Below are 19,954 nucleotides of genomic sequence, written 5' to 3'. Positions count from 1 at the left end.
TTTCAAAAGAGGAGTTTTTCAACGTGCAAATCATTGATACGAAAAAATTCCAGTCCGATCTCCTGGGCTGGTACGATAACGAAAAGCGTGATCTTCCCTGGAGACGGGAACGGGATCCATACCGCATCTGGGTTTCCGAAATTATGCTTCAGCAGACGAAAGTAGATACCGTCATTCCATACTACGAACGGTTTTTAACAAAGTTTCCAACCCTTGATGCACTGGCGGAGGCAGATGAAGAAGAAGTGCTCAAGGTGTGGGAGGGGCTCGGCTACTACTCGAGAGCGAGAAATTTGCATCAGGCAGTAAAAGAAGTCAGGGATGAATACGGTGGTGTCGTACCATCGACGGAAAAAGAAATCGCCACCTTAAAAGGTGTCGGGCCGTATACGGCCGGCGCCGTGCTGTCTATCGCTTACGATGTTCCCGCTCCTGCGGTAGACGGTAACGTAATGAGGGTATTGTCACGTATTTTCTCCATTTATGACGATATTGCGAAGCCGGCTTCACGCAAAAAGTTTGAAGCCATTACCCGCGACTTGCTGCCGGAAGAGCGGGCAGGCGATTATACACAGGCGTTGATGGAGCTGGGTGCTGTCGTTTGCGTGTTGCGCAGCCCTGCATGCCTGCTTTGCCCGGTTGCAGAACACTGTTCAGCGAGAAAAGAAGGAGTGCAGGAATTTCTCCCTGTAAAAGCGAAGAAAAAACCACCGCGTTCCGTTCAGCTTGCAGTTGGAGTGGTGCAGGACAGCAGTGGAAGGTACCTGGTTGAAAAAAGACCGGATACCGGACTGCTTGCCGGTATGTGGCAATTTCCCCATGCAGAAGAAGGAATCGAAGGACTTCTGGAAACAGGGAGAGAAGGCTGGCAGAGTCTGACGCAAATCAAACACGTTTTTTCCCACCTCGTATGGGAAATGGATGTATATCAGACCAGACACGACATTCAAAGCCTTACAGACCGACAGGCATTGCTGACGCTTGATGAGTTGAAGCAAAAAGCTTTTCCCGTGTCTCACCAGAAAATAATTGCGCTATTGGAGGAATAACATGGAACTGAACCTGCGTAATAAACGAGTCCTTATCACAGGAGGATCTAAAGGAATCGGCTTCGGCATTGCAGAAGCATTTATAAAAGAAGGAGCAAAAACAGCTGTCATTGCAAGAGGAGAAGACGGACTGAAGCAGGCAGCTGCCGAGCTGCCTGGGCTCCAGACGATTCAGGCAGACGTATCAAATGAAGACGAAAGAGAGCAAAGCTTTCAGCAGGCTTTAAACATGCTTGGCGGCATTGACATCCTCGTTAACAATGCAGGCGGGTCTGCCGGCAGTACGCACCTTGCGACGACGGTTGATACATTTCGCGGTGCAATGGAGCTGAACTATTTCTCTGCCTTGCACTATTCACAGCTCGCTTGTAAAGGCATGAAAAAGAACGGGAGCGGCGTGATCTTAAACATCTCTTCTATTTTCGGACGAGAATCCGGAGGAAAACCGAGCTATAACAGCGCGAAAGCTGCGATGATCAGTATGACAAAATCACTCGCAGATGAAGTGATTAAAGATGGTATACGCGTGAATGGCATCGCACCGGGTTCCATTCTGCATCCGACAGGCAACTGGCAGAAGCGGCTTGATGAAAATCCGGACAAGATTAACCGGTTTGTGGAACAGGAAATACCTGCAGGAAGATTCGGCACTGTTCAGGAAGTGGCCGACGCCGCTGTCTTTCTCTGCTCTGAGCGCGCATCATGGATCGTCGGTGCTACGATAAATGTGGACGGCGGACAATCACGGTCTAATTTTTAATATAAGTTCTGTAAAAGCATTGCTGCAGAAGGAAACATCGCAGGCAGACTTGCCTTGGTGGAGCTTCTACGCTCCCTCGCTGCGCCGCGGGATATTCCAGGCTCGTTCTTGACCAAGCGTCCTGCGGGTTTCGTTCTCTCGTTTTCTCTGCAGGAGAAGCGTAGACTGGGCCGCGTTTCTTTTGATCAGTACCATTCATGAACAGAGACACTCATGCCATGACAACCTGCACCATGAAAGATGAACATTACGAACGCTGTGGAACAAAGGCGAGGACACCCAAAGGATGAGCGCAGTACGAGAATCCATGTTGGCGACATGCTCTTTCGCCAACATTAGTCGAGAACAAGCTCTTGGGTAAGCCTTCGCCGAGAGTGGGACAGCTACGAGCTATTTTCAAGGCAGCCTTAATAAAAAGTAACAGATTGCGCCTGAACAGCTTATGAAGTAAATGAGCTATTAAATGACTGTCCGGCTGATCTCAATAATGAAAAGTAGCTTATTCTCCGCTATGATTAACCAATTAGTCAATTATTAATGATTTTAATAAACATATTGTTAATTTTCAGACGATATTATGGTACAGTTAGATAAAAGCAATCTGAGGAGATGGTTCAAGCATGAATACAGGTCAGGCACAAACATACCCTTACGCTTCTGGGCGAAATGTGACATTTGCTAAAAATGGCATGGTTGCGACATCACAGCCGCTGGCAGCTCAGGCAGGACTTGATATTTTGAAGCAGGGCGGAAACGCAGTTGATGCTGCGGTAGCAACTGCGGCAGCATTAACGGTTGTAGAACCTACTTCAAACGGGATCGGCAGCGACGCCTTCGCTCTTGTCTGGATGAAGGATGAACTGCACGGTTTAAATGCGAGCGGACAAGCACCGGAAAAACTTTCCATAGAAGCATTAAAAGCAGCAGGAGTAGAGGAAATGCCGAAGTTTGGCTTGACTCCGGTAACGGTTCCAGGAGCTCCGGCAGCGTGGGCGGAGCTGTCTGAGAAGTTTGGCAAGCTCACATTGGAAGAAACGCTTGCTCCGGCTGTAAAGCTTGCGCGGGATGGATTCCCACTGAGTCCAACGCTCGCTAAATATTGGAATAAAGCAGCCACTGCTTATGAGAAGGTCTGGCAGGGCGCTGAATTTGAAGAGTGGTACCGGGTTTTTACGCCCGGCGGTAAGGCTCCGAAAGCAGGCGAGATGTGGCATTCCGAGGACCACGCTCAAACGCTTGAAGCGATAGCTTCAACGAAGGCTGCTTCTTTTTACAGCGGTGCACTTGCTGATAAGCTGGATGCTTTTTCAAAAGAACATGGCGGTTATATTCGCAAGACCGATCTGGAAGCCTTTAAGCCGGAATGGGTGAAACCGATATCGGTGCGCTACAAGGGGTACGATGTTTGGGAAATTCCGCCGAACGGGCAGGGCCTCGTTGCTTTGATGGCATTGAACATGCTGAAGGATGATTCATTCGCTGCACGTGAGAAGGAAGAAACCTACCATCATCAGATTGAAGCAATGAAGCTGGCATTCGCAGACGGAGAGAAATACATTACAGAAGAAAAGCATATGAGCAGAAGCACAGAGGCACTCTTATCGGAGAATTATGCAGCTGAGCGGCGCAGTCTGATCGGGCATGAGGCGCTGACGCCGGAGGCAGGAGATCCTTCTGCTTCGGGAACCGTTTATCTGGCTGCAGCAGACGGAGATGGGAACATGGTCTCCTTCATTCAAAGCAACTACATGGGATTTGGTTCAGGTGCGGTCGTCCCTGGCACAGGAATCGCACTGCAAAACCGTGGACATAATTTCAGTCTGGATCCTGATCACGATAATGCACTGAAGCCCGGTAAAAAAACCTTTCATACAATTATTCCCGGATTTTTGACGAAGAACGGAGAAGCTGTTGGCCCGTTTGGTGTAATGGGTGGTTTCATGCAGCCTCAAGGGCATATGCAGATGGTGATGAATACGATTGATTTTGGTTTAAATCCACAGGCTTCTTTAGATGCTCCAAGGTGGCAGTGGATGAGCGGGAAAAAAGTTGTGCTGGAGCACAGCGTTCCAAACCACATAGCACAGTCACTTGCTGCCAGAGGTCATGACATTCAGCTTACCCACGATTCAGGTATGTTTGGGCGCGGGCAAATCATTTGGAAAGATTCGAACACCGGAGTTCTTCAAGGTGGGACGGAGCCCAGAACGGATGGAAGCATAGCTGCTTACTAAGCGGCAGCAGCAACTCATTCAGTACCCTGATACATCTTTGTAATGGCTTAACCAGCCTCTGAGAATGGAAACGCCGTCCAATAAGTCTGTTTGGACGGCTTCTTCATTCTAACAGTTCTGTTAAAGCTCTTTTTGATGTGTTAAAACAGCTTTTTATGAATTCCGGACGGATGAGAAACGCTACCAAACTTTCTAAGGAAAGAGAAGTGCGCCGGCACAAGTGGTTAGCTGCTGTCGGAGACCGTTCCAGAAAAAGTTACTATTTGAACGTGATGAGGTGAAGAAAAATGGCAGTACAAAAAGAGCTGTTTATGGCTTTTTTCAGAGTAGGCATGCTCGGCTATGGCGGCGGCCCTGCTTCGATACCGCTTATTCAAAAAGAAGCTGTCGAAACATATAAATGGATGAATGATGAAGAATTCTCAGATATTCTTGCCATCGGTAATACGCTCCCAGGTCCGATCGCCACGAAGATGGCTGGCTACATCGGCTACCGGGTAGCGGGAGTAACGGGACTCATCAATGCAATCGCTGCTTCGATCGTGCCAACGGTTGTTCTCATGATTGCCCTGCTCGTCTCGCTGGCCTCCTTTCGGGAGTATGCATGGGTGCAGGGAATGACACAAGGCGTCATGCCTGTTGTAGCGGTTATGCTCGGTGTATTGACATGGGGTTTTATAACGAAGGCAAAAGGAGATCTTGGCTGGCCAGCCGTATTTCTGCTTACCGCTGCTTCCGTCTTTCTGACTGAACTGGCAGGGATACATCCTGCTGTTGTCATTGCTGCTCTGATCGTCTTTGTGCTCGTAAAACCGGTTAAAAAGGCAGGTGACACCGCATGATCTACTGGGAGATTTTCCTGGCATTTTTTATACCGGGCATAGTCGGCTACGGGGGAGGCCCTGCAACAATTCCGCTTATAGAATATGAAGTGGTGCACCGTTATGAATGGATGGGAGTCGAAGAGTTCGGCGAGGTGCTGGCGCTTGGTAATGCGCTGCCCGGCCCGATTGCAACGAAAATGGCCGGCTATATCGGCTTTGTCGAGGGCGGTATTCTGGGAGCTTTCATCGCCCTGTTCGCTACTGTAGCTCCATCGCTCATTTTGATGATTATTCTGCTCAGCATTCTGCTTCGTTTTAAAGATTCTCCCAAAGTAAAAAAACTGTCTGCGATCGTCCGCCCGACAATCGCTGTTCTGCTTGGGGTAATGACGTTCCGGTTTTTGGAAACTACCTATACCGACAGCGGCTGGATGCAGACACTATTTTTGCTTGGAGCAAGCTACTACCTGCTTGAAATCAGAAAAGTTCATCCGGCCTTCGTGATCGCAGCCGCACTGATTTACGGTGCTGTTTTTCTTTCCTGACTCGATGCCGTCTGGACAAAAAAGACCAATTGAGGAAGAATAGCGGAGAGACCGTATAATCTGGAGGATTGATTTAATGGATAATCGTAAAACAGCACTAATCACTGGAAGCAGCCGCGGTATTGGCAAAGAAATAGCTTTGACGCTGGCAGATGCCGGATATGACATCATTGTTAACTATGCAAGAAGCCGCTCAAAAGCCGATGAAACGGTGAAAGAAATTGAAGCAAAAGGCCGCAGGGCGTTTGCAATTAAAGCGAATATTTCCAAAACGGAGAAGCTGGATGACATGTTCAGGGAGATAGACGAGAAGGTAGGTAAAATTGACGTCTTAATCAATAACGCTGCTTCAGGTGTTCTGCGTCCTTTGATGGAGCTTGAAGAAAGTCACTGGGACTGGACCATGAATATTAACAGCAGAGCGATGCTGTTTGTTACTCAAAAAGCAGCAGAGCGTATGACAGATGGCGGAGCGATTGTCAGTCTGAGCTCCCTGGGCTCTATCCGATACTTGCCGAACTATACAACGGTTGGCGTTTCTAAAGCGGCTGTCGAAGCACTGACCCGTTATATGGCAGTTGAGCTGGCGCCAAAGGGCATCCGGGTTAATGCTGTTTCCGGCGGAGCAGTCGATACAGATGCACTGACACATTTTCCGAACCGGGATGAATTGCTGGGAGATGCCGCGTCGCGCACGCCTGCGGGCCGGATCACCGAACCCCGGGATCTTGCAGCTGCGGTTAAGTTTCTTGTTTCAGATGAAGCCTACATGGTGAGAGGTCAGACGCTTATCGTGGACGGAGGAATTTCGCTTCTGGCGTAAACGTGGAATCTTCTGTGCATCGGGAGCCAAACAATAGTATACTGAAAGGGAATCTAAAGGAACCGATACTATGATGTTTATCCGCCGGTTATTCGAAACAGGTAATTACTGCTAAAGGAGAGGGCGTCATGTTCAGACGGAAGCAGAAAAAACAGGGCAGGAGAAAAGCGCAGCAGGAGCCGGAGGTTATTTCCTGTTCACTTGATGATGTCCGTCAGGCGGTGAACGCATTTGCTGATGCCGCCGGCCCTGGTATTTCGCTCCGTACGCTCGTATCATCCGGCAACCAACTGGATGCTGAGCTGCTTGTGCCTTATTTGAATGGCATTCCGGACCGCCCTTTTTACATGTCCAAAGAGACGTTTGAGCTGTTTGAAGAACCGGATACGCCGAGAATTATTGACCACGCTCAGATCGCGTGTGATCAGTACTTTCTTGAAACCGGAGAGCTGCCGCTAAAAGGCAGCGATCAGACAAGTCCGATCAGCTACTTTAAACTGAAAAATTACCTGCGTGAGGAACCACCGTTTGACCTTTATCTGCATCCGGAGGACAGGATGGTGACCCACCGAAAACCGGCGGCCAGATGACAGGAAGGAGAGGCCGCGTGGATTTTCCGACAGTTGGAAGCACGATTGAAGTCCAGAGCTATAAGCACGATGGAAGCCTTCACCGTGTCTGGGAAGAGACGGTGATTTTAAAAAGCACGACTCAGGAAGTGATCGGGGGAAACGACCGGATACTCGTCTATGAATCTGACGGAAGACACTGGCGTACGCGAGAACCTGCTATTTGCTATTTCACGGCTAACAGCTGGTTTAACGTTATCGGGATGATTCGTAACGATGGTATCTATTATTACTGTAATCTGGGAACCCCGTTTACGTACGATACGGAAGCGCTGAAGTACATTGATTACGATCTGGATATTAAAGTATTTCCGGATATGACGTATAAGCTGCTTGACGAAGATGAATTTGACATTCACAAGAAGCAGATGAATTATCCAGCGGAAGTAGAGCCAATTCTGCATCGTGCAGTAGATGAACTTGTTTCCTGGATCAGTTCCCAAAAAGGACCATTTGAACCAGGGTTTATTGAATACTGGTATGAACGATTTCTTCAGCACCGCTGATTATTCAGACGGAGCTTATGAAAGGCGTCATGACGGCACTGATCCGTTATGGCGCCTTTAGACCGTCCGCATTGCTGAGGAAAGGAGGCAACGAGCTTGGACAGCATTAAACGATATATGCAATTTATTCGTCCGTACTGGAAGGAAATATTAATTACCGTCGCGATCGGCGCGCTGAAATTTGGCATTCCGCTTTTGACGCCGCTCATCTTAAAGTTTGTTATCGACGATATTATCGGTGGAGAAGGGCTGGCCGTCAGTGAACAAATGACGATGCTTTACTGGCTGATGGGCGGAGCCCTTTTCATCTTTTTAATTATCCGGCCCCCGGTCGAGTATTACCGGCAGTATTTCGCACAATGGACTGGAAACAAAATACTCTATGATATCCGCGACCAGCTCTTCAGTCATCTGCAAAAGCTGAGTCTGAAGTTTTATGCCAACCGGAAATCCGGTGAAATTATTTCCCGGGTAATCAATGATGTGGAACAGACGAAAACGTTCATTATCACCGGGATGATGAACATTTGGCTCGACATGTTTACGATTATCGTGGCGATCATTATCATGCTGACGCTGGACCCGCTGCTGACGCTGGCTGCAGTAGCACTGCTGCCATTTTACGCAATGTCGATAAAGTTCTTTTACGCAAGACTGCGGGATCTGACGCGAAAGCGGTCGCAGGCGCTGGCTGACGTACAGGGTCACCTGCATGAACGGCTGCAGGGCATCAGCGTTATTAAAAGCTTTGCGCTTGAAAACCATGAGCAGGAAGAGTTCGGCAAACAAAATAATAATTTTTTAAACCGGGCAGTTGATCATACAAAGTGGAATGCAAAAACATTTGCAGTTGTGAATACCATTACGGATATCGCACCGCTGATCGTGATCTTTACAGCAGCAGTCCTGGTCATTCAGGCAGATCTTACCGTCGGGACGCTTGTCGCTTTTACAGCTTACATGGACCGTTTATACAATCCGCTGAGACGACTGGTCAATTCCTCTACAACGCTCGTGCAGTCTATCGCTTCGATGGACCGCATGTTTGAACTGGTAGACGAAAAATACGACATTAAAGATGATGAGAAAGCAAAGCCTTACGAAGGCGGCAGCGGTGAAGTGATTTTTGACCGTGTTTCATTTGGTTATGATGAAGAAGAAGTGCTGCACAATGTCAGCTTTCGCGCTGAAGCAGGCCAGACAATTGCGGTGGTAGGAATGAGCGGCGGCGGCAAAAGTACAATCATGAGCCTGATTCCAAGGTTTTATGATGTAAATGAAGGCTCTGTTAAAATAGACGGAGTTAACGTGAAAGATTATCAGGTAAGAACACTCCGTGACAGAATTGGCATGGTGCTGCAGGATAACATTATCTTTAGTGACTCGATTATGTTCAATATCAGAATGGGGAACCCGGAAGCGACGGATGAAGAAGTTTATGAAGCTGCCCGGGCAGCTAATGCTGACGGCTTTATTCAGGAAATGCCGGATGGGTATGAAACGAAAATAGGGGAACGAGGTGTAAAATTATCCGGGGGACAAAAGCAGCGTGTTGCCATTGCGAGAGTATTTCTTAAAAATCCGCGGATCCTTATTTTCGATGAGGCAACGTCCGCTCTTGATCTTGAAAGCGAAAAACTGATACAGGATTCGATTTTACGCCTCGCTGAAAACAGGACGACATTTCTGGTGGCGCACCGTCTTTCCACTGTTACACACGCTGATAAAATTATCGTGATGGAAAACGGCCAAGTTGCAGAAACAGGCTCGCACGATGAGCTGATGAAGCTCGATGGGCGTTACAAAAAGCTTTTCTCTATTCAAAAGCTTGGATGAAGAAGTGCGGGATATTTTACTCGCAGCTGACCGGATGAAGTTATGTGTTTCCACGGCTGTTTACAATAAACCTTGCCTTAGCACAGGGAAAAAGGAGCTGCCGAAATGGGGCTGAAACTGGATCAATTAACAAAAGTTTTTCAAAATGAGACAGCTGTAAACGCACTTTCAGCTGAAATTAAACCGGGAACCATTTTCGGGATGCTCGGCTCAAATGGTGCCGGGAAAACGACGACGTTTCGTATGATATTGGGTTTGATCGATCCGACAGAAGGAAAGGCGGAATGGCACTCAACGCGCCTAAGCTATCAGCTTACCAGACTGGTCGGTTATTTGCCGGAGGAGCGGGGACTTTATCCAAAGCTTACAGTAAAGCAGCAGCTCCACTATTTTATGAAGCTGAAGGGCATGCACAAAAAAGAGTTTCGGGAGGAAATGCGAAGCTGGCTTTCCCGCTTTCAAATTGAAGAGTATGAGAATCGACGTGTCGAGGAACTTTCCAAAGGAAATCAGCAGAAAATCCAGTTTATGGCTTCCGTGCTTCACAAGCCGGAGCTCCTTATTCTGGATGAACCGTTCAGCGGCCTCGATCCGGTTAATTCAGATATGTTGAAACGAGCCGTGCTTGATCTGCAGAAACAGGGAACAACGATTCTCTTTTCCAGTCATCAAATGCATAATGTCGAAGAGCTCTGCGACGAGCTGATGATGCTGAAGAAAGGGAACGTAATCCTGCAGGGGAAGCTCGCTGAAATAAAATCATCTTATCCGGTCAAAAGCATTGTTATTCGCGGTGCAGAAGAGCTGCCATCGCTTGATGAACTACCTGGGGTCCTGTCAATTCGCAAAGGAAAGCTCGAGTCTGTTGTTCAAGTGAGCGGAGCAGAAGCTGCTGAACGCGTCTTTCGCCGATGCTCTGAAACGACATGGCTAAAGAAGTTTGATCTGCAGGAGCCGTCTTTACACGAAATCTTCGTCGATCAAATGGGGGGCGAGGAGCATGCGTAACTTCTGGATAACTGTCAGTCACACAGCTGTAAGGCGCATTACATCGAAATCATTTATAATTTCTACAGCTGTAATGGCCTTTCTGGTTATGGCATTTTTCATTATCCCGGCCCTTTTGCAGACAACAGCTTCCGATGAAGGTACCACAGTATTCATTGCAGATACTTCAGAGTGGGATGGAGCTGCTGCAGCGCGATTTCATGAGCTTCAGGAAATGGAGACCGAGATCGCCGGGTCTGCTGAAGAAGCGGAACGAAGGGCTGAAGAAGCAAATGGTGCCGCTTTGATTATCACAGGTGATACGGAGGAGCTTCAGGGAGAACTGCTTGTTGAAGGTGATGAAGCAATGCTGGTTGAGCAAACGGGCGATATACTGGACCGCGTTCAGGCCTCTCTTTATGCAGAGCGAGTACTGGAGCTTGACGAGACAGAAGCAGGCCCGCTTTTTGGAGGAGTTGAGGTCAGCCAATCTCTGATCGCCGGAGCTGAGGAGCGTCCGCAAGCCTTCTCCGGCTCGTATTGGATGGTTTACGGACTGGTATTTATTATTTATCTGATTGTCGTGTCATTCGGATCGATGATTGCGACCGAAGTAGCGGCTGAGAAATCTTCAAGAGTGATGGAACTGATTGTTTCCAGCGTTTCGCCGGTCACGCAGATGTTCGGCAAGCTTGCCGGAATTGGCATTGCCGGGTTGGTCAACCTTGCTGCGATCGCAGCCGCAGCTGCGGCCGGGGCGTGGTTAAGCGGTGAGGAGACGATTACCTTCATTTTAGATGAGGTGCTCGATTATTCACTGTTAGGATATGCCCTGCTATTTATCGTTCTGGGCTATGTGCTATACGGCGGATTAGCGGCGATGACAGGTGCCCTGGTCAGTCGCGCAGAGGAAGCGAATCAGGCGATGCAGCCGATCATCTTTCTTGCGATGATTGCGTTTTTCATTTCAATCGTTGCGCTGAATGCCCCGGAGTTACCTGTGTTCCGTATATTGTCTTATGTACCATTTTTCACACCGCAGCTGCTGTTTTTACGTATTGGTATGGAAACCGTTCCGGCGTGGGAAATTGCTCTTATTATCGTGATACTGATTGCCAGCGCCATATTAGTCAATCTTGCTGCAGCGAGAGTGTATAAAGGCGGCGTGCTTATGTACGGCAAATTCTCCTTCCGTCAGAGTATCGGTCGGGCGATTGCTGTTTCCAAAAAAGAATCATGACAAAATTAATGAGACAACAGAATAACAAAAAAACGAGCCGATTCAGGCTCGTTTTTTTGTTGAGAGGATTTATATGCAGTTTGAATTGGGAGCGAGTAAATCCGCTCTTATCTATTTTGCAGCATTTTCTCGCTTTGAGTGATTGAAGCCGGGCCAACTTTAGCCTGCTAGAGTTCTTTCGCTGCGATATCAACTTCATTGTCGTCTGTATGATAAGTGAAAAAGCCGTCGACCAGCTTATCGAGATGCTCAAGCTCCTCGGAATACTCAATAATCAGGGCGATGACCGGCAGAAAATGAATCCACGTTTCATGCTTAAACTCTGCGTGCTTTTCAGAATGCATAAATACTTCCACAAGGGTGGCCCGGCCTTCTGTTACTTCCTCTAAGTCCATCGTAAACGACTGAGGACGAACCTTTCCCATATATTTCAGCATGATGCGTTCATGGTAATTGGTCAGTGCGTCCAGCTGGTGCTGGATAATTTCTTCTACTTCCGGCGGAAGCTGATGAGTAACGTGATCGTGTCTCGCAAGACTTTCAAGAATATTTTCTGCTTTTGATGTCGTTCTGATCATTTGACGGAACAGGACGATCTTCCGCATGCGGGAATATTCTTTTTTACGAAATAAACTGCGCTCCTGACGATATAAATCAAAAATAGTGTCGAGCTTCTGAATGGATGAGCGAATTTTGTCCTGATCCTGTTTTAACGTACTGTAGTCAATTTCATGATGCAGAATAAGGCGAATCCACTGAATGATTTCTTCGTTCGCAGCCGTCAGTTTATGATACAGCTGGTTTTCGTGATTAGGCGGCAGGAAAATCATGTTAACTGCAGACGCTGAAAACACGCCGATCATAATCAGCAAAAACCGGTCCAGAGCGAATGGGAGAAAATCGTCGGTCGGACTTCCCATGATGATGACAGCTGTCACTACAGCAAGAGGAATAATTGCCTCCCGCCTCCAGCGGATGTGTATGGCGATGATCAGGACAACAACGACCCCGATAACAAACGGCTCTGGTCCGAAAGCGAGCACAAACGTAACCGCCAACACCGCACTGATAATGTTAGCCTGAATCTGATCCCAGATTAATGTCATGCTTTTATAAAGAGAGGGCTGTACAGCAAAAAAAGCCGCAAGCGCGGCAAAGGCAGGGGTTGAAAAATCGAGCCACATCGCCGCATACAGGGCAAGTGTTACTGCCAGACCAGTTTTAAACATCCGGGCACCGAGCCTCATAAGATGTGTTCTTCCTTTCTTTAACGTGTTAATGACAGCTTGAGAGCTGCCTGCAAAAACGACCCGGCTGCATCAGCTCCGGGTCGTTTCACCTTTCTCTTCATCATACACCGGCTTTATGCCGTTTACAAGACACACTCAATTCATCGCTTTGAACGCTCTTCGGGCCGCTTCAATCGTCTCGTCAATATCTGCTACCGTGTGAGCGGCTGTTAAAAAGAGAGCTTCAAATTTTGATGGAGCCAGATTAATCTGCTCCTGCAGCATGTGTTTAAAGAAGGCTGCAAACATAGCTGTGTCAGAAGCGTTTGCTTCATCATAATTGGTCACGCTGTCAACGCCAAAATAAATTGTTAACGCTCCGCCTAATCTGTTAATACAGGCGTGAACGCCGGCTTCTTCAACAGCTGCTTGAAGACCTTGCTCCAGTCTTGCCCCGAGCCGGTCAAGTCGATCATAAAGGCCCGGCTCACGAAGCACTTCCAGACACGCAATGCCAGCACGCATAGAGGCAGGGTTGCCTGCCATTGTACCTGCCTGGTAGGCAGCCCCCATTGGAGACACCTGCTCCATGATATCGAGCCGCCCTCCATATGCCCCAATCGGAAGTCCGCCGCCGATAATTTTACCCATTGCGGTTAAATCCGGATAAACATTCAGCATGTCTTGTGCTCCTCCGTACATAAAACGGAAAGCCGTGATGACTTCGTCGTAAATGACGAGAGATCCGTTCGCTTTTGCCAGTTTATTAACCTTCTCGAGAAAACCGTACTCTGGTTCGACGATCCCGAAGTTGCCGACAATCGGCTCAACCAGAACGGCCGCAATCTCCTCTCCAAACTGCTCAAGCGCCTGCTCCAAAGCATCAGCATCATTAAAAGGTACAGTGATCATTTCAGCAGCCGTAGCAGCTGTTACACCCGCAGAATCCGGATGGCCCGTCGTCGACGGACCGGAACCGGCTGCAACAAGCACCGGATCAGAATGACCGTGGTAGCAGCCTGCAAATTTAATGATTTTCGTCCTGTTTGTAAAAGCTCTGGCAACACGGATGGTTGTCATCACCGCTTCTGTACCTGAATTAACAAACCGGACTCGGTCCAGCGCGGGCATCGCTTCTTTCAGCATAGAAGCGAATTTGTTCTCATATTTTGTTGGAGTGCCATAGAGCAGTCCGTCCTGTGCGGCTGCGTTTATTGCTTCGGTGATATGCGGATGAGCGTGACCTGCAATAATCGGGCCGTATGCAGCGAGGTAATCGATATAACGTGTACCGTCTTCGTCCCAGAAATAAGCGCCCTTTCCGCGGTTCATAAATACAGGCGTACCGCCGCCGACCCCTTTATATGCTCTGGAAGGACTGTTGACCCCTCCTAAAATAACTTGCTTTGCTTCGTTAAAAAGCTTCTCAGATCGTTCATATGTATGCATGATAATCTCCTTCCGTTCCACTCGTATCTGTCGGAAAGATTGTATCATGCACACCCCTTTATGTCGACGCAGATCAGTATAGGAGCTCTCTCCAGGCGGGATCTCCTTCTCTGGGCATGCCGATACCTGCTTCAGATGAGAACCAGCTTCGAATCTCTTCCCAGTCAGATGTGCGAAGCGATTCCCCTTCTGACGACAGCACGAGATAGGAAGGCGTATCATCGATCTCCATAAATGTTTCGAAGTAATCCGGGGCATAGTAGTGAACATCAATATACACACCGTACCGTTCACCTGCCTGCGAACCAAACTCGTTTAAAATGAGCAGGTACTCCCTGTCGAAATCCTCGTCGAACAAAAACAGCATATAGTGATCATCTTCCACCGGCGTGTGTACTTCGATAAAATCATCGGAGGTGTAGGCGTGTGCTTTCACTTCTTCAGCCGTATAAACAGGGAAAAGACGCGATTCTTCTGTCACAGGCCTCTCCAGCCTGCGGCTAAACGGTTCCACTTCTTCTGAGACGGTTATTTCCAAACGTTGATTGGGCCAGTGCAGAGGAAAATCGATATCACTCATGGCTGCAGACTCGCCGGTTTCAGTATTTGTAAATACAGTATCGTCGGTTGTGTGAATCATATATGATTCAGCTTCATACATTTCTGGCAGGGATGTATGAAGACCGTTTAAATAGCGGTAGGAGGAACCGGTGTACGAGTCTTCAACGAACAATTGAAAACTCCCCTCCATTGAAACGGTAAACATATACCGGCCTTCGAGTGTATGGTCCGTATCGCGGCCGCACCCGGAAATAAAAAGGAGCATGATGGTCAGGGCAGTGAGCGACTTCATGTCTCATCATCCTCCAGTCTTTCTTCAAAAAAACCAACAACTTCTTCAGGTGTATCTGCCTGAACAACCTGTCCCTCAGACGTAAGCAGAACCCAGTTGTGTTCGAGCTGTGCGGCCTGCTGCTGATCGAGCAGTTCGGCAGAGAAGCGTTCCCTCTCGCGAAGCATGGACGGAACACTTTGCATTCGGTATAAAAGCTCTTCCTCGCTCAGTCCGCGGCCGATTAAGCGGAAGTCTCCGTCTCTGACAGGCTGATAAAAGCTTGTAACGTCCTCTTCTTCAAGCGGGTGCACGACGATCTCTTCTGGTACATAGGCCGGAATAAAGCGCGGCTGATAGGTCAAATAGCGTTGAAGAGCAGTAGACTGACCGGCCGTATCAGGAGCCGGATAAATAGTAAGTCTCTGATTCGGCATCAGAGTATCGACAGAAACCTCCTCGCCGGTCACCTCGTCATACACAACTGTCTCCTCTCCTTTCATTAAATGAAACGCCTCGGCCTCATAGCCGTCGAGCGGATGCCTGGAGCGGTCCTCCTGAATGACCGGTCCAAATGTATCTCCTGCAGAAAAAAGAATGCGTCCGAATCCATCGGTGGGGCCGGCGGTGCGGCCTTCGTAAGAATCTTCCGTTGAGCAGGCAGTCAGCCAGAGAAGAGCCAGCAGAGACATTTTTTTCATAGGAGCCAACTCCTTAACGGGAACGAGTATTTCTGTCATTGTATCACTTGGAGACTTAATCAAGGGAGGATCCTGCTTTGCGGCTGAATTCCACACTGCAGTCTGCTACTATAGAAAGTAGGAAAGGTGGGATCCGGATGAAGCAGGTGCTTCCATTTATACTGATTTCCGTCGTAGTCGGAGCTCTATTATATTTTCTGCAGGATGATTATGAAGGTCCTTTCGATCCGGATCACCGAAGTGATGCGTCAGATGCGTATTGGGATGCAGTACTGTTTGTAGAAGGTGAAGACGAGGAAGCTGAAATCGGGTTCAGACTGAGTCCTGCAGAAGACAGGGAGTTTGATCCGGCATCAATCGATATGCTGGAAGTATTCGTAGACAGCTCCAACGTAAGCTTCTATTTTCAGGATCTCGATATGGAGGAATTTGAAGAAGAGCTTATTCATCGGGAAACCTGTACCGTATGCAGTTCTGTTTCCCAGATCGAAGCACGAATGCTTGTGAACTGGAGAGAAGATGGTGAAACAAGATCCAGCCAGTATCAGTTCAGTTTAGTGCTGGAGGAATAAGTCAGGAAGGTTGTGGCCCAAGTTGAAAATTGTATCGTCAGGAAATATTCATCTTGATATTACGTTGAATCTTGAAAAACGATTTAACGAGCATGATTTCTGCTGGCACGAGAATATGTCTCAGGCAGAAGCGGATTTAAAAGATGCAGATGTGTTTATTACCTATGGAGAGGACATGGAGCCTCATCATATTGAAACAGCCTCACGTCTTAAGTGGATCATGATTGTCTCAGCCGGAATGGATGAAATGCCTTTTCAGGAAGTCGCTGCGAAAAATATTCTGGTAACCAATGCAAAAGGCATTCACGCTGTACCGATGGCTGAATACAGCATGCATATGATGCTTCATACAGCACGGAAAACACCTGTTGTACAGGCGCAGGAGAAGGAGCACAGATGGAGCAGAGAGCCAGTCATGAATGAACTTTACGGGGCTTCGCTGCTGATTGCCGGAGCTGGAGCGATCGGTTCCCGCACCGCTGAGCTGGCAAAGGCGTTTGGCATGCACGTTACCGGCATCAACCGAAGCGGGGGCGAGAGCCCTTATTTTGACAGACTGCTTGATGTATCCAGACTTCCGGAGGCACTGGAAGACGCCGATTATGTCATTTCAATTCTTCCTAAAACGGAAGAGACCACTAATTTCTTCAGTATGGATCAATTTCGACAGATGAAGCAAAGCGGTGTATTTATCAATATCGGACGTGGCAACGCGGTTCATGAACAAGATATCATTACTGCTCTGGATGAGGGTGAATTCAGTCACGCGTGTCTGGATGTGTTTAATGAAGAGCCGCTTCCGGAAGACCATCCTTTCTGGGCACACCCTTCCATTACAGTAACTCCGCACCTGTCAGGCATCTCGCCAATGTATCAGCCGCGTGCGATGGAGATTTTTGAAAAGAATCTCACTGTTTTTCTTAGCGGTAAAGGGGAATACATAAACCAAGTGGATCCTGTCCGTGGATACTGAAAGGGGTGCCCTCTGTGAAATTAATGATCTGTATCGTTCAGAACCGGTATCGTGATGTACTGGAAGAAGGACTTAAGCTTGCTGATTACCGGATGACGGAATTTGCAAGCAGCGGCGGTTTTCTGCGCAAAGGGAGCACGACGTTCCTTATCGGGGTTGACGAAGAAGATGTCGATAAGGTGCACAGCTTAATGAAAGATATTTGCCGGCGCTATGAAAGCAAACGCGGGAGACCGGAGCCGGAGCATAACCGCTACATTTCCTTTATGATCGACGCCCGCGACAGTCTGCCGTTTTTAAAGGGTCAAAATTGACACCGAAGTGATGCATTCGGTATACTGTTTATAACCATTATTATGTAAGAATCTCTAGGTGCAGCTGATCAATCATCCAATCAATGCCGTTCTCATCACCTGAACAGAGAGAGATATGCACGAAATGTGAGGTGAGCAAGTTGGAAAATGCCGAACTAAAAGAAGCGCTTCAATCATTAAAATCAACAAAGGTTCGTATGACGCCGCAGCGGCATGCAATTTTGGAATTTCTATTTGACTGTGAAAGTCATCCTACTGCTGACGAGATTTATAAGGCGCTCGAGGATAAATTTCCGAACATGAGTGTTGCGACGGTTTATAACAACCTGAGAGTATTTAAAGAAGCTGGCCTGGTTCGTGAGCTGACCTACGGGGATTCCTCGAGCCGTTTTGACAGCAATACAAGCCATCATTATCACGTCATCTGTGATGACTGCGGCAAGATTGTTGATTTTCATTATCCGGGATTGAATGAAGTGGAAGCACTGGCGGAGCACGTTGCCAGCTTTCGTGTCAGAAGTCACCGTATGGAAGTATACGGGACGTGTCCGGACTGCAGGCAAAAACATTAAAGTAAAAAAGCAGGAAGCAGACGAAAGTCTACTTCCTGCTTTTTCTTTTTGAGTTGTACGATTCATCGAACTCTTCGCCTTCAAGTGCCGGATCGAGCGTCAGTGGTTCATTGCAGTGCATGCACGCATCGACACGTCCAAGCATTTTTGTCGGTTTGCTGCACTCCGGACACGTCACTTGAACAGCTTTAGATGAAAGCATGCCAATCCAGAAATAGATGACGGTGCTTGCTATAATTGCCAGAAATCCGATCAGCATAAAGATCGTCATGACAAGCGGGTTTGCCTGGAAGAACAATCCGCCGTACATAATTACAATGCCGGCAAAAATGAGCACCAGCGCAAACGTGCGAATTTTGTTTATTTTGTTTGTAAACGTAAGCATTGATTCACCACGCCTTTCTTCACCGCTAGTATATCACAGAGCAGGCGCTGAAAATATAAAAAAGTCGTGAACAAGCGATGTGTGAAAGGAATCTGATGGTTTTTGTCGAATACTAGCCTGACCAGCAGTTTAAAGGCAGGTTTTAGTAAAGAGGAGGAAGGCTCTGTCATGAGAGAATTTCTACGCGAATTATATCAGGACCGTACCAGTGATCCGGAAACACTTGCTGTAGTGATGATGGAAGGAAAGAAGCTGGAGGATGCTGCAACAGATTATTTTGACGGTGTGATTCTGATCGTAACCGATGACAGCAGACAATGGGAGATCAAGCATTATGAGTACCGGGATATGAAAGCAGCTATGCACCTTGTAAGCAGTGAACAACTGATGGAGTGGGTCCGCCTTAGTACAAACCGCCGGGTTGTGGAGTGGCTGATCAACGGAAGAGTGATCTTTGATCGGAATGAATTTATGCATTCATTCAGAGAACGAATGCTTCACTTTCCTGAAGAAGACAGGTATTCCAGGATCGGATTGGAATTTGCAAAGCTGGTGAGGCGTTTCGCGGATGGCAAATCGCTTTATCAGGAAAAGCACTATCTGGATTCCTTTAATCAAATTGTGCACGCCCTGCATCATCTAGCCCGGCTTTCAGTCATTGAGAAAGGATATTATCCGGAAGTGACCGTTTGGGAGCAAGTGAGAAGAATTGAGCCGGAAGTACACAAATTGTATTCCGAACTTGTAAATGGTTCAGAACCACTGGAAAAGCGGCTGGAGCTGCTGCTTTTAGCCAACGAATTCGAGCTTGCGACTAAAATGAGGCTGGGCAGTGCTCACCTGCTTTCTATTATGGAAGAAAAGCATGAAGCATGGAGCGTCGATGAATTAAAAGAGCGTCTTACGTTTCACGAATACTCTCTGGATTTGAGTATGCTGCTGGAATACTTAGTGAAAAAGCGGCTTGTTTCTGTCGAGCTTGGGAACACAAAAGGCGGAGCTATTCAGCACAGGCTTTATCGGCCGGCGCTTCTTAAAGCAGATTCGATATAATTTCAGTCAGGTGGGAGGTGGGAAAAAATTCGAGTTTTTCACCTCCTCCTGCTTTATCGATTCCCGGTGTTGTCATATTGGTGATTTTCTGCTCTGTTAAGAGTAGACGAAATGCTGTGAAAAAAGTTCATCTTTTTCTGGAAAAGCTGTTGCGCACTATGAAATTATTATGATATATTAATAATCGTCGCTGAGACAGCAGGCGGTAAAGCGCCTCGCAGACTTGAAGAAAATTAACTTTTTCTGTTGACGGTCATGTGTCTCTGTGGTAAATTAATAAAGTCGCCAAAACGAGCGGCGCCAAGCAATACGGCCCTTTGAAAACTAAACAAAAGACGAGAAGAAGGAAAGAGAATGAATCATTCTCTGTCAATTTTTGAAATACAGGAATCTTTAGCCAGATTCCGTTCTGACCGACCGGTTTCACCGGGAGGACAGCTT

General features: G+C 47.7%; 21 protein-coding genes. 16 read left to right on the top strand and 5 right to left on the bottom strand.

Features of this window, described 5'->3' with window-relative positions; translation table 11 throughout:
* Window positions 1–23: 23 nt before the first annotated feature.
* The 11 genes from mutY to HCN83_RS09475 all read left to right on the top strand — a co-directional run bounded on the left by mutY (window position 24) and on the right by HCN83_RS09475 (window position 11,433).
* Entirely contained in the window at window positions 24–1,049 is a 1,026-nt protein-coding gene (gene mutY, locus HCN83_RS09525; protein ID WP_168006676.1) for an A/G-specific adenine glycosylase, read from the top strand.
* A 1-nt stretch (window position 1,050) separates the two neighbouring features.
* Complete coding sequence (locus tag HCN83_RS09520; RefSeq protein ID WP_168006674.1) at window positions 1,051–1,809, top strand: SDR family NAD(P)-dependent oxidoreductase; 759 nt, start codon at window positions 1,051–1,053, stop codon at window positions 1,807–1,809.
* A 620-nt stretch (window positions 1,810–2,429) separates the two neighbouring features.
* Entirely contained in the window at window positions 2,430–4,043 is a 1,614-nt protein-coding gene (locus tag HCN83_RS09515; RefSeq protein WP_168006672.1) for a gamma-glutamyltransferase family protein, read from the top strand.
* A 287-nt stretch (window positions 4,044–4,330) separates the two neighbouring features.
* A complete protein-coding gene (locus HCN83_RS09510) occupies window positions 4,331–4,885 on the top strand; it encodes a chromate transporter (protein WP_168006670.1) in 555 nt (184 codons plus the stop codon).
* Window positions 4,882–5,412: a chromate transporter gene (locus tag HCN83_RS09505; RefSeq protein WP_168006668.1), complete on the top strand. Its 531-nt coding sequence runs from the start codon at window positions 4,882–4,884 to the stop codon at window positions 5,410–5,412. Before HCN83_RS09510 ends, HCN83_RS09505 begins: the two co-directional genes overlap by 4 nt.
* Before the next feature lie 76 nt (window positions 5,413–5,488).
* Window positions 5,489–6,235 carry an enoyl-[acyl-carrier-protein] reductase FabL gene (fabL, locus tag HCN83_RS09500; protein ID WP_168006666.1) on the top strand — a complete coding sequence of 249 codons (747 nt, stop codon included), beginning with the start codon at window positions 5,489–5,491 and terminating at the stop codon, window positions 6,233–6,235.
* Window positions 6,236–6,363: 128 nt separating this feature from the next.
* On the top strand, window positions 6,364–6,825 hold the full coding sequence (locus HCN83_RS09495; RefSeq protein ID WP_168006664.1) for a DUF3939 domain-containing protein: 462 nt from the start codon (window positions 6,364–6,366) through the stop codon (window positions 6,823–6,825).
* Between the two features lie 17 nt (window positions 6,826–6,842).
* Entirely contained in the window at window positions 6,843–7,370 is a 528-nt protein-coding gene (ntdP, locus tag HCN83_RS09490; RefSeq protein WP_168006662.1) for a nucleoside tri-diphosphate phosphatase, read from the top strand.
* Between the two features lie 96 nt (window positions 7,371–7,466).
* Window positions 7,467–9,206, top strand: coding sequence for an ABC transporter ATP-binding protein (locus tag HCN83_RS09485; RefSeq protein ID WP_168006660.1), 1,740 nt, complete (start codon window positions 7,467–7,469; stop codon window positions 9,204–9,206).
* 105 nt (window positions 9,207–9,311) lie between these two features.
* Window positions 9,312–10,214, top strand: coding sequence for an ABC transporter ATP-binding protein (locus HCN83_RS09480; protein WP_168006658.1), 903 nt, complete (start codon window positions 9,312–9,314; stop codon window positions 10,212–10,214).
* Window positions 10,207–11,433: an ABC transporter permease gene (locus HCN83_RS09475; RefSeq protein ID WP_168006656.1), complete on the top strand. Its 1,227-nt coding sequence runs from the start codon at window positions 10,207–10,209 to the stop codon at window positions 11,431–11,433. The genes HCN83_RS09480 and HCN83_RS09475 overlap by 8 nt, the downstream gene beginning before the upstream one ends.
* Before the next feature lie 167 nt (window positions 11,434–11,600).
* Here HCN83_RS09475 and HCN83_RS09470 read toward each other — a convergent pair whose 3' ends face one another.
* The 4 genes from HCN83_RS09470 to HCN83_RS09455 all read right to left on the bottom strand — a co-directional run bounded on the left by HCN83_RS09470 (window position 11,601) and on the right by HCN83_RS09455 (window position 15,644).
* Window positions 11,601–12,680, bottom strand: a complete 1,080-nt coding sequence (locus HCN83_RS09470; RefSeq protein WP_168006654.1) for an FUSC family protein — start codon at window positions 12,678–12,680, stop codon at window positions 11,601–11,603.
* A gap of 138 nt (window positions 12,681–12,818) precedes the next feature.
* The gene (locus tag HCN83_RS09465) at window positions 12,819–14,111 is read right to left on the bottom strand and encodes a glutamate-1-semialdehyde 2,1-aminomutase (protein WP_246238177.1); all 1,293 of its coding nucleotides are present in this window, start codon (window positions 14,109–14,111) and stop codon (window positions 12,819–12,821) included.
* Window positions 14,112–14,184: 73 nt separating this feature from the next.
* Window positions 14,185–14,964, bottom strand: coding sequence for a hypothetical protein (locus tag HCN83_RS09460; RefSeq protein WP_168006652.1), 780 nt, complete (start codon window positions 14,962–14,964; stop codon window positions 14,185–14,187).
* Window positions 14,961–15,644: a hypothetical protein gene (locus HCN83_RS09455; RefSeq protein WP_168006650.1), complete on the bottom strand. Its 684-nt coding sequence runs from the start codon at window positions 15,642–15,644 to the stop codon at window positions 14,961–14,963. Before HCN83_RS09455 ends, HCN83_RS09460 begins: the two co-directional genes overlap by 4 nt.
* 137 nt (window positions 15,645–15,781) lie before the next feature.
* On the opposite strand from HCN83_RS09455, the gene HCN83_RS09450 reads away from it, so the two are divergent.
* From HCN83_RS09450 to HCN83_RS09435, 4 genes are all read left to right on the top strand, one after another.
* The gene (locus HCN83_RS09450; RefSeq protein WP_168006648.1) at window positions 15,782–16,216 is read left to right on the top strand and encodes a hypothetical protein; all 435 of its coding nucleotides are present in this window, start codon (window positions 15,782–15,784) and stop codon (window positions 16,214–16,216) included.
* A gap of 22 nt (window positions 16,217–16,238) precedes the next feature.
* A complete protein-coding gene (locus HCN83_RS09445) occupies window positions 16,239–17,189 on the top strand; it encodes a D-2-hydroxyacid dehydrogenase (protein ID WP_168006647.1) in 951 nt (316 codons plus the stop codon).
* 23 nt (window positions 17,190–17,212) lie between these two features.
* Window positions 17,213–17,503 (top strand): cyclic-di-AMP receptor, encoded by a 291-nt coding sequence (locus tag HCN83_RS09440; protein ID WP_205774576.1) that lies wholly within the window; start codon window positions 17,213–17,215, stop codon window positions 17,501–17,503.
* Window positions 17,504–17,700: 197 nt separating this feature from the next.
* Window positions 17,701–18,075 carry a Fur family transcriptional regulator gene (locus HCN83_RS09435; protein WP_425483611.1) on the top strand — a complete coding sequence of 125 codons (375 nt, stop codon included), beginning with the start codon at window positions 17,701–17,703 and terminating at the stop codon, window positions 18,073–18,075.
* 28 nt (window positions 18,076–18,103) lie between these two features.
* On the opposite strand, the gene HCN83_RS09430 is transcribed toward HCN83_RS09435, so the two are convergent.
* On the bottom strand, window positions 18,104–18,460 hold the full coding sequence (locus HCN83_RS09430) for a YgzB family protein (RefSeq protein WP_168006643.1): 357 nt from the start codon (window positions 18,458–18,460) through the stop codon (window positions 18,104–18,106).
* Window positions 18,461–18,628: 168 nt separating this feature from the next.
* Between HCN83_RS09430 and HCN83_RS09425 the strand changes: the two genes are divergently transcribed.
* Window positions 18,629–19,513, top strand: a complete 885-nt coding sequence (locus HCN83_RS09425) for a nucleotidyltransferase-like protein (RefSeq protein ID WP_168006641.1) — start codon at window positions 18,629–18,631, stop codon at window positions 19,511–19,513.
* The last annotated feature ends 441 nt before the right edge of the window (window positions 19,514–19,954 follow it).

The organism is Alkalicoccus luteus (genome assembly GCF_012034335.1).
Taxonomy (GTDB): Bacteria; Bacillota; Bacilli; order Bacillales; family Salisediminibacteriaceae; genus Alkalicoccus; species Alkalicoccus luteus_A.
Note: the sequence above shows the minus strand (reverse complement) of the source record. Positions and strands in the feature narration are given on the sequence as shown.

Excerpts from the sequence above, each read along its gene's own strand:
- HCN83_RS09470 (WP_168006654.1), bottom strand. The coding sequence starts at position 12,680 with ATGAGGCTCGGTGCCCGGATGTTTAAAACTGGTCTGGCAGTAACACTT.
- HCN83_RS09510 (WP_168006670.1), top strand. The coding sequence starts at position 4,331 with ATGGCAGTACAAAAAGAGCTGTTTATGGCTTTTTTCAGAGTAGGCATG.
- HCN83_RS09520 (WP_168006674.1), top strand. The coding sequence starts at position 1,051 with ATGGAACTGAACCTGCGTAATAAACGAGTCCTTATCACAGGAGGATCT.
- HCN83_RS09455 (WP_168006650.1), bottom strand. The coding sequence starts at position 15,644 with ATGAAAAAAATGTCTCTGCTGGCTCTTCTCTGGCTGACTGCCTGCTCA.
- HCN83_RS09505 (WP_168006668.1), top strand. The coding sequence starts at position 4,882 with ATGATCTACTGGGAGATTTTCCTGGCATTTTTTATACCGGGCATAGTC.
- fabL (WP_168006666.1), top strand. The coding sequence starts at position 5,489 with ATGGATAATCGTAAAACAGCACTAATCACTGGAAGCAGCCGCGGTATT.
- HCN83_RS09515 (WP_168006672.1), top strand. The coding sequence starts at position 2,430 with ATGAATACAGGTCAGGCACAAACATACCCTTACGCTTCTGGGCGAAAT.
- HCN83_RS09450 (WP_168006648.1), top strand. The coding sequence starts at position 15,782 with ATGAAGCAGGTGCTTCCATTTATACTGATTTCCGTCGTAGTCGGAGCT.
- HCN83_RS09425 (WP_168006641.1), top strand. The coding sequence starts at position 18,629 with ATGAGAGAATTTCTACGCGAATTATATCAGGACCGTACCAGTGATCCG.
- HCN83_RS09475 (WP_168006656.1), top strand. The coding sequence starts at position 10,207 with ATGCGTAACTTCTGGATAACTGTCAGTCACACAGCTGTAAGGCGCATT.
- HCN83_RS09430 (WP_168006643.1), bottom strand. The coding sequence starts at position 18,460 with ATGCTTACGTTTACAAACAAAATAAACAAAATTCGCACGTTTGCGCTG.
- HCN83_RS09460 (WP_168006652.1), bottom strand. The coding sequence starts at position 14,964 with ATGAAGTCGCTCACTGCCCTGACCATCATGCTCCTTTTTATTTCCGGG.
- HCN83_RS09440 (WP_205774576.1), top strand. The coding sequence starts at position 17,213 with ATGATCTGTATCGTTCAGAACCGGTATCGTGATGTACTGGAAGAAGGA.
- HCN83_RS09465 (WP_246238177.1), bottom strand. The coding sequence starts at position 14,111 with ATGCATACATATGAACGATCTGAGAAGCTTTTTAACGAAGCAAAGCAA.
- HCN83_RS09495 (WP_168006664.1), top strand. The coding sequence starts at position 6,364 with ATGTTCAGACGGAAGCAGAAAAAACAGGGCAGGAGAAAAGCGCAGCAG.
- HCN83_RS09435 (WP_425483611.1), top strand. The coding sequence starts at position 17,701 with ATGACGCCGCAGCGGCATGCAATTTTGGAATTTCTATTTGACTGTGAA.
- HCN83_RS09480 (WP_168006658.1), top strand. The coding sequence starts at position 9,312 with ATGGGGCTGAAACTGGATCAATTAACAAAAGTTTTTCAAAATGAGACA.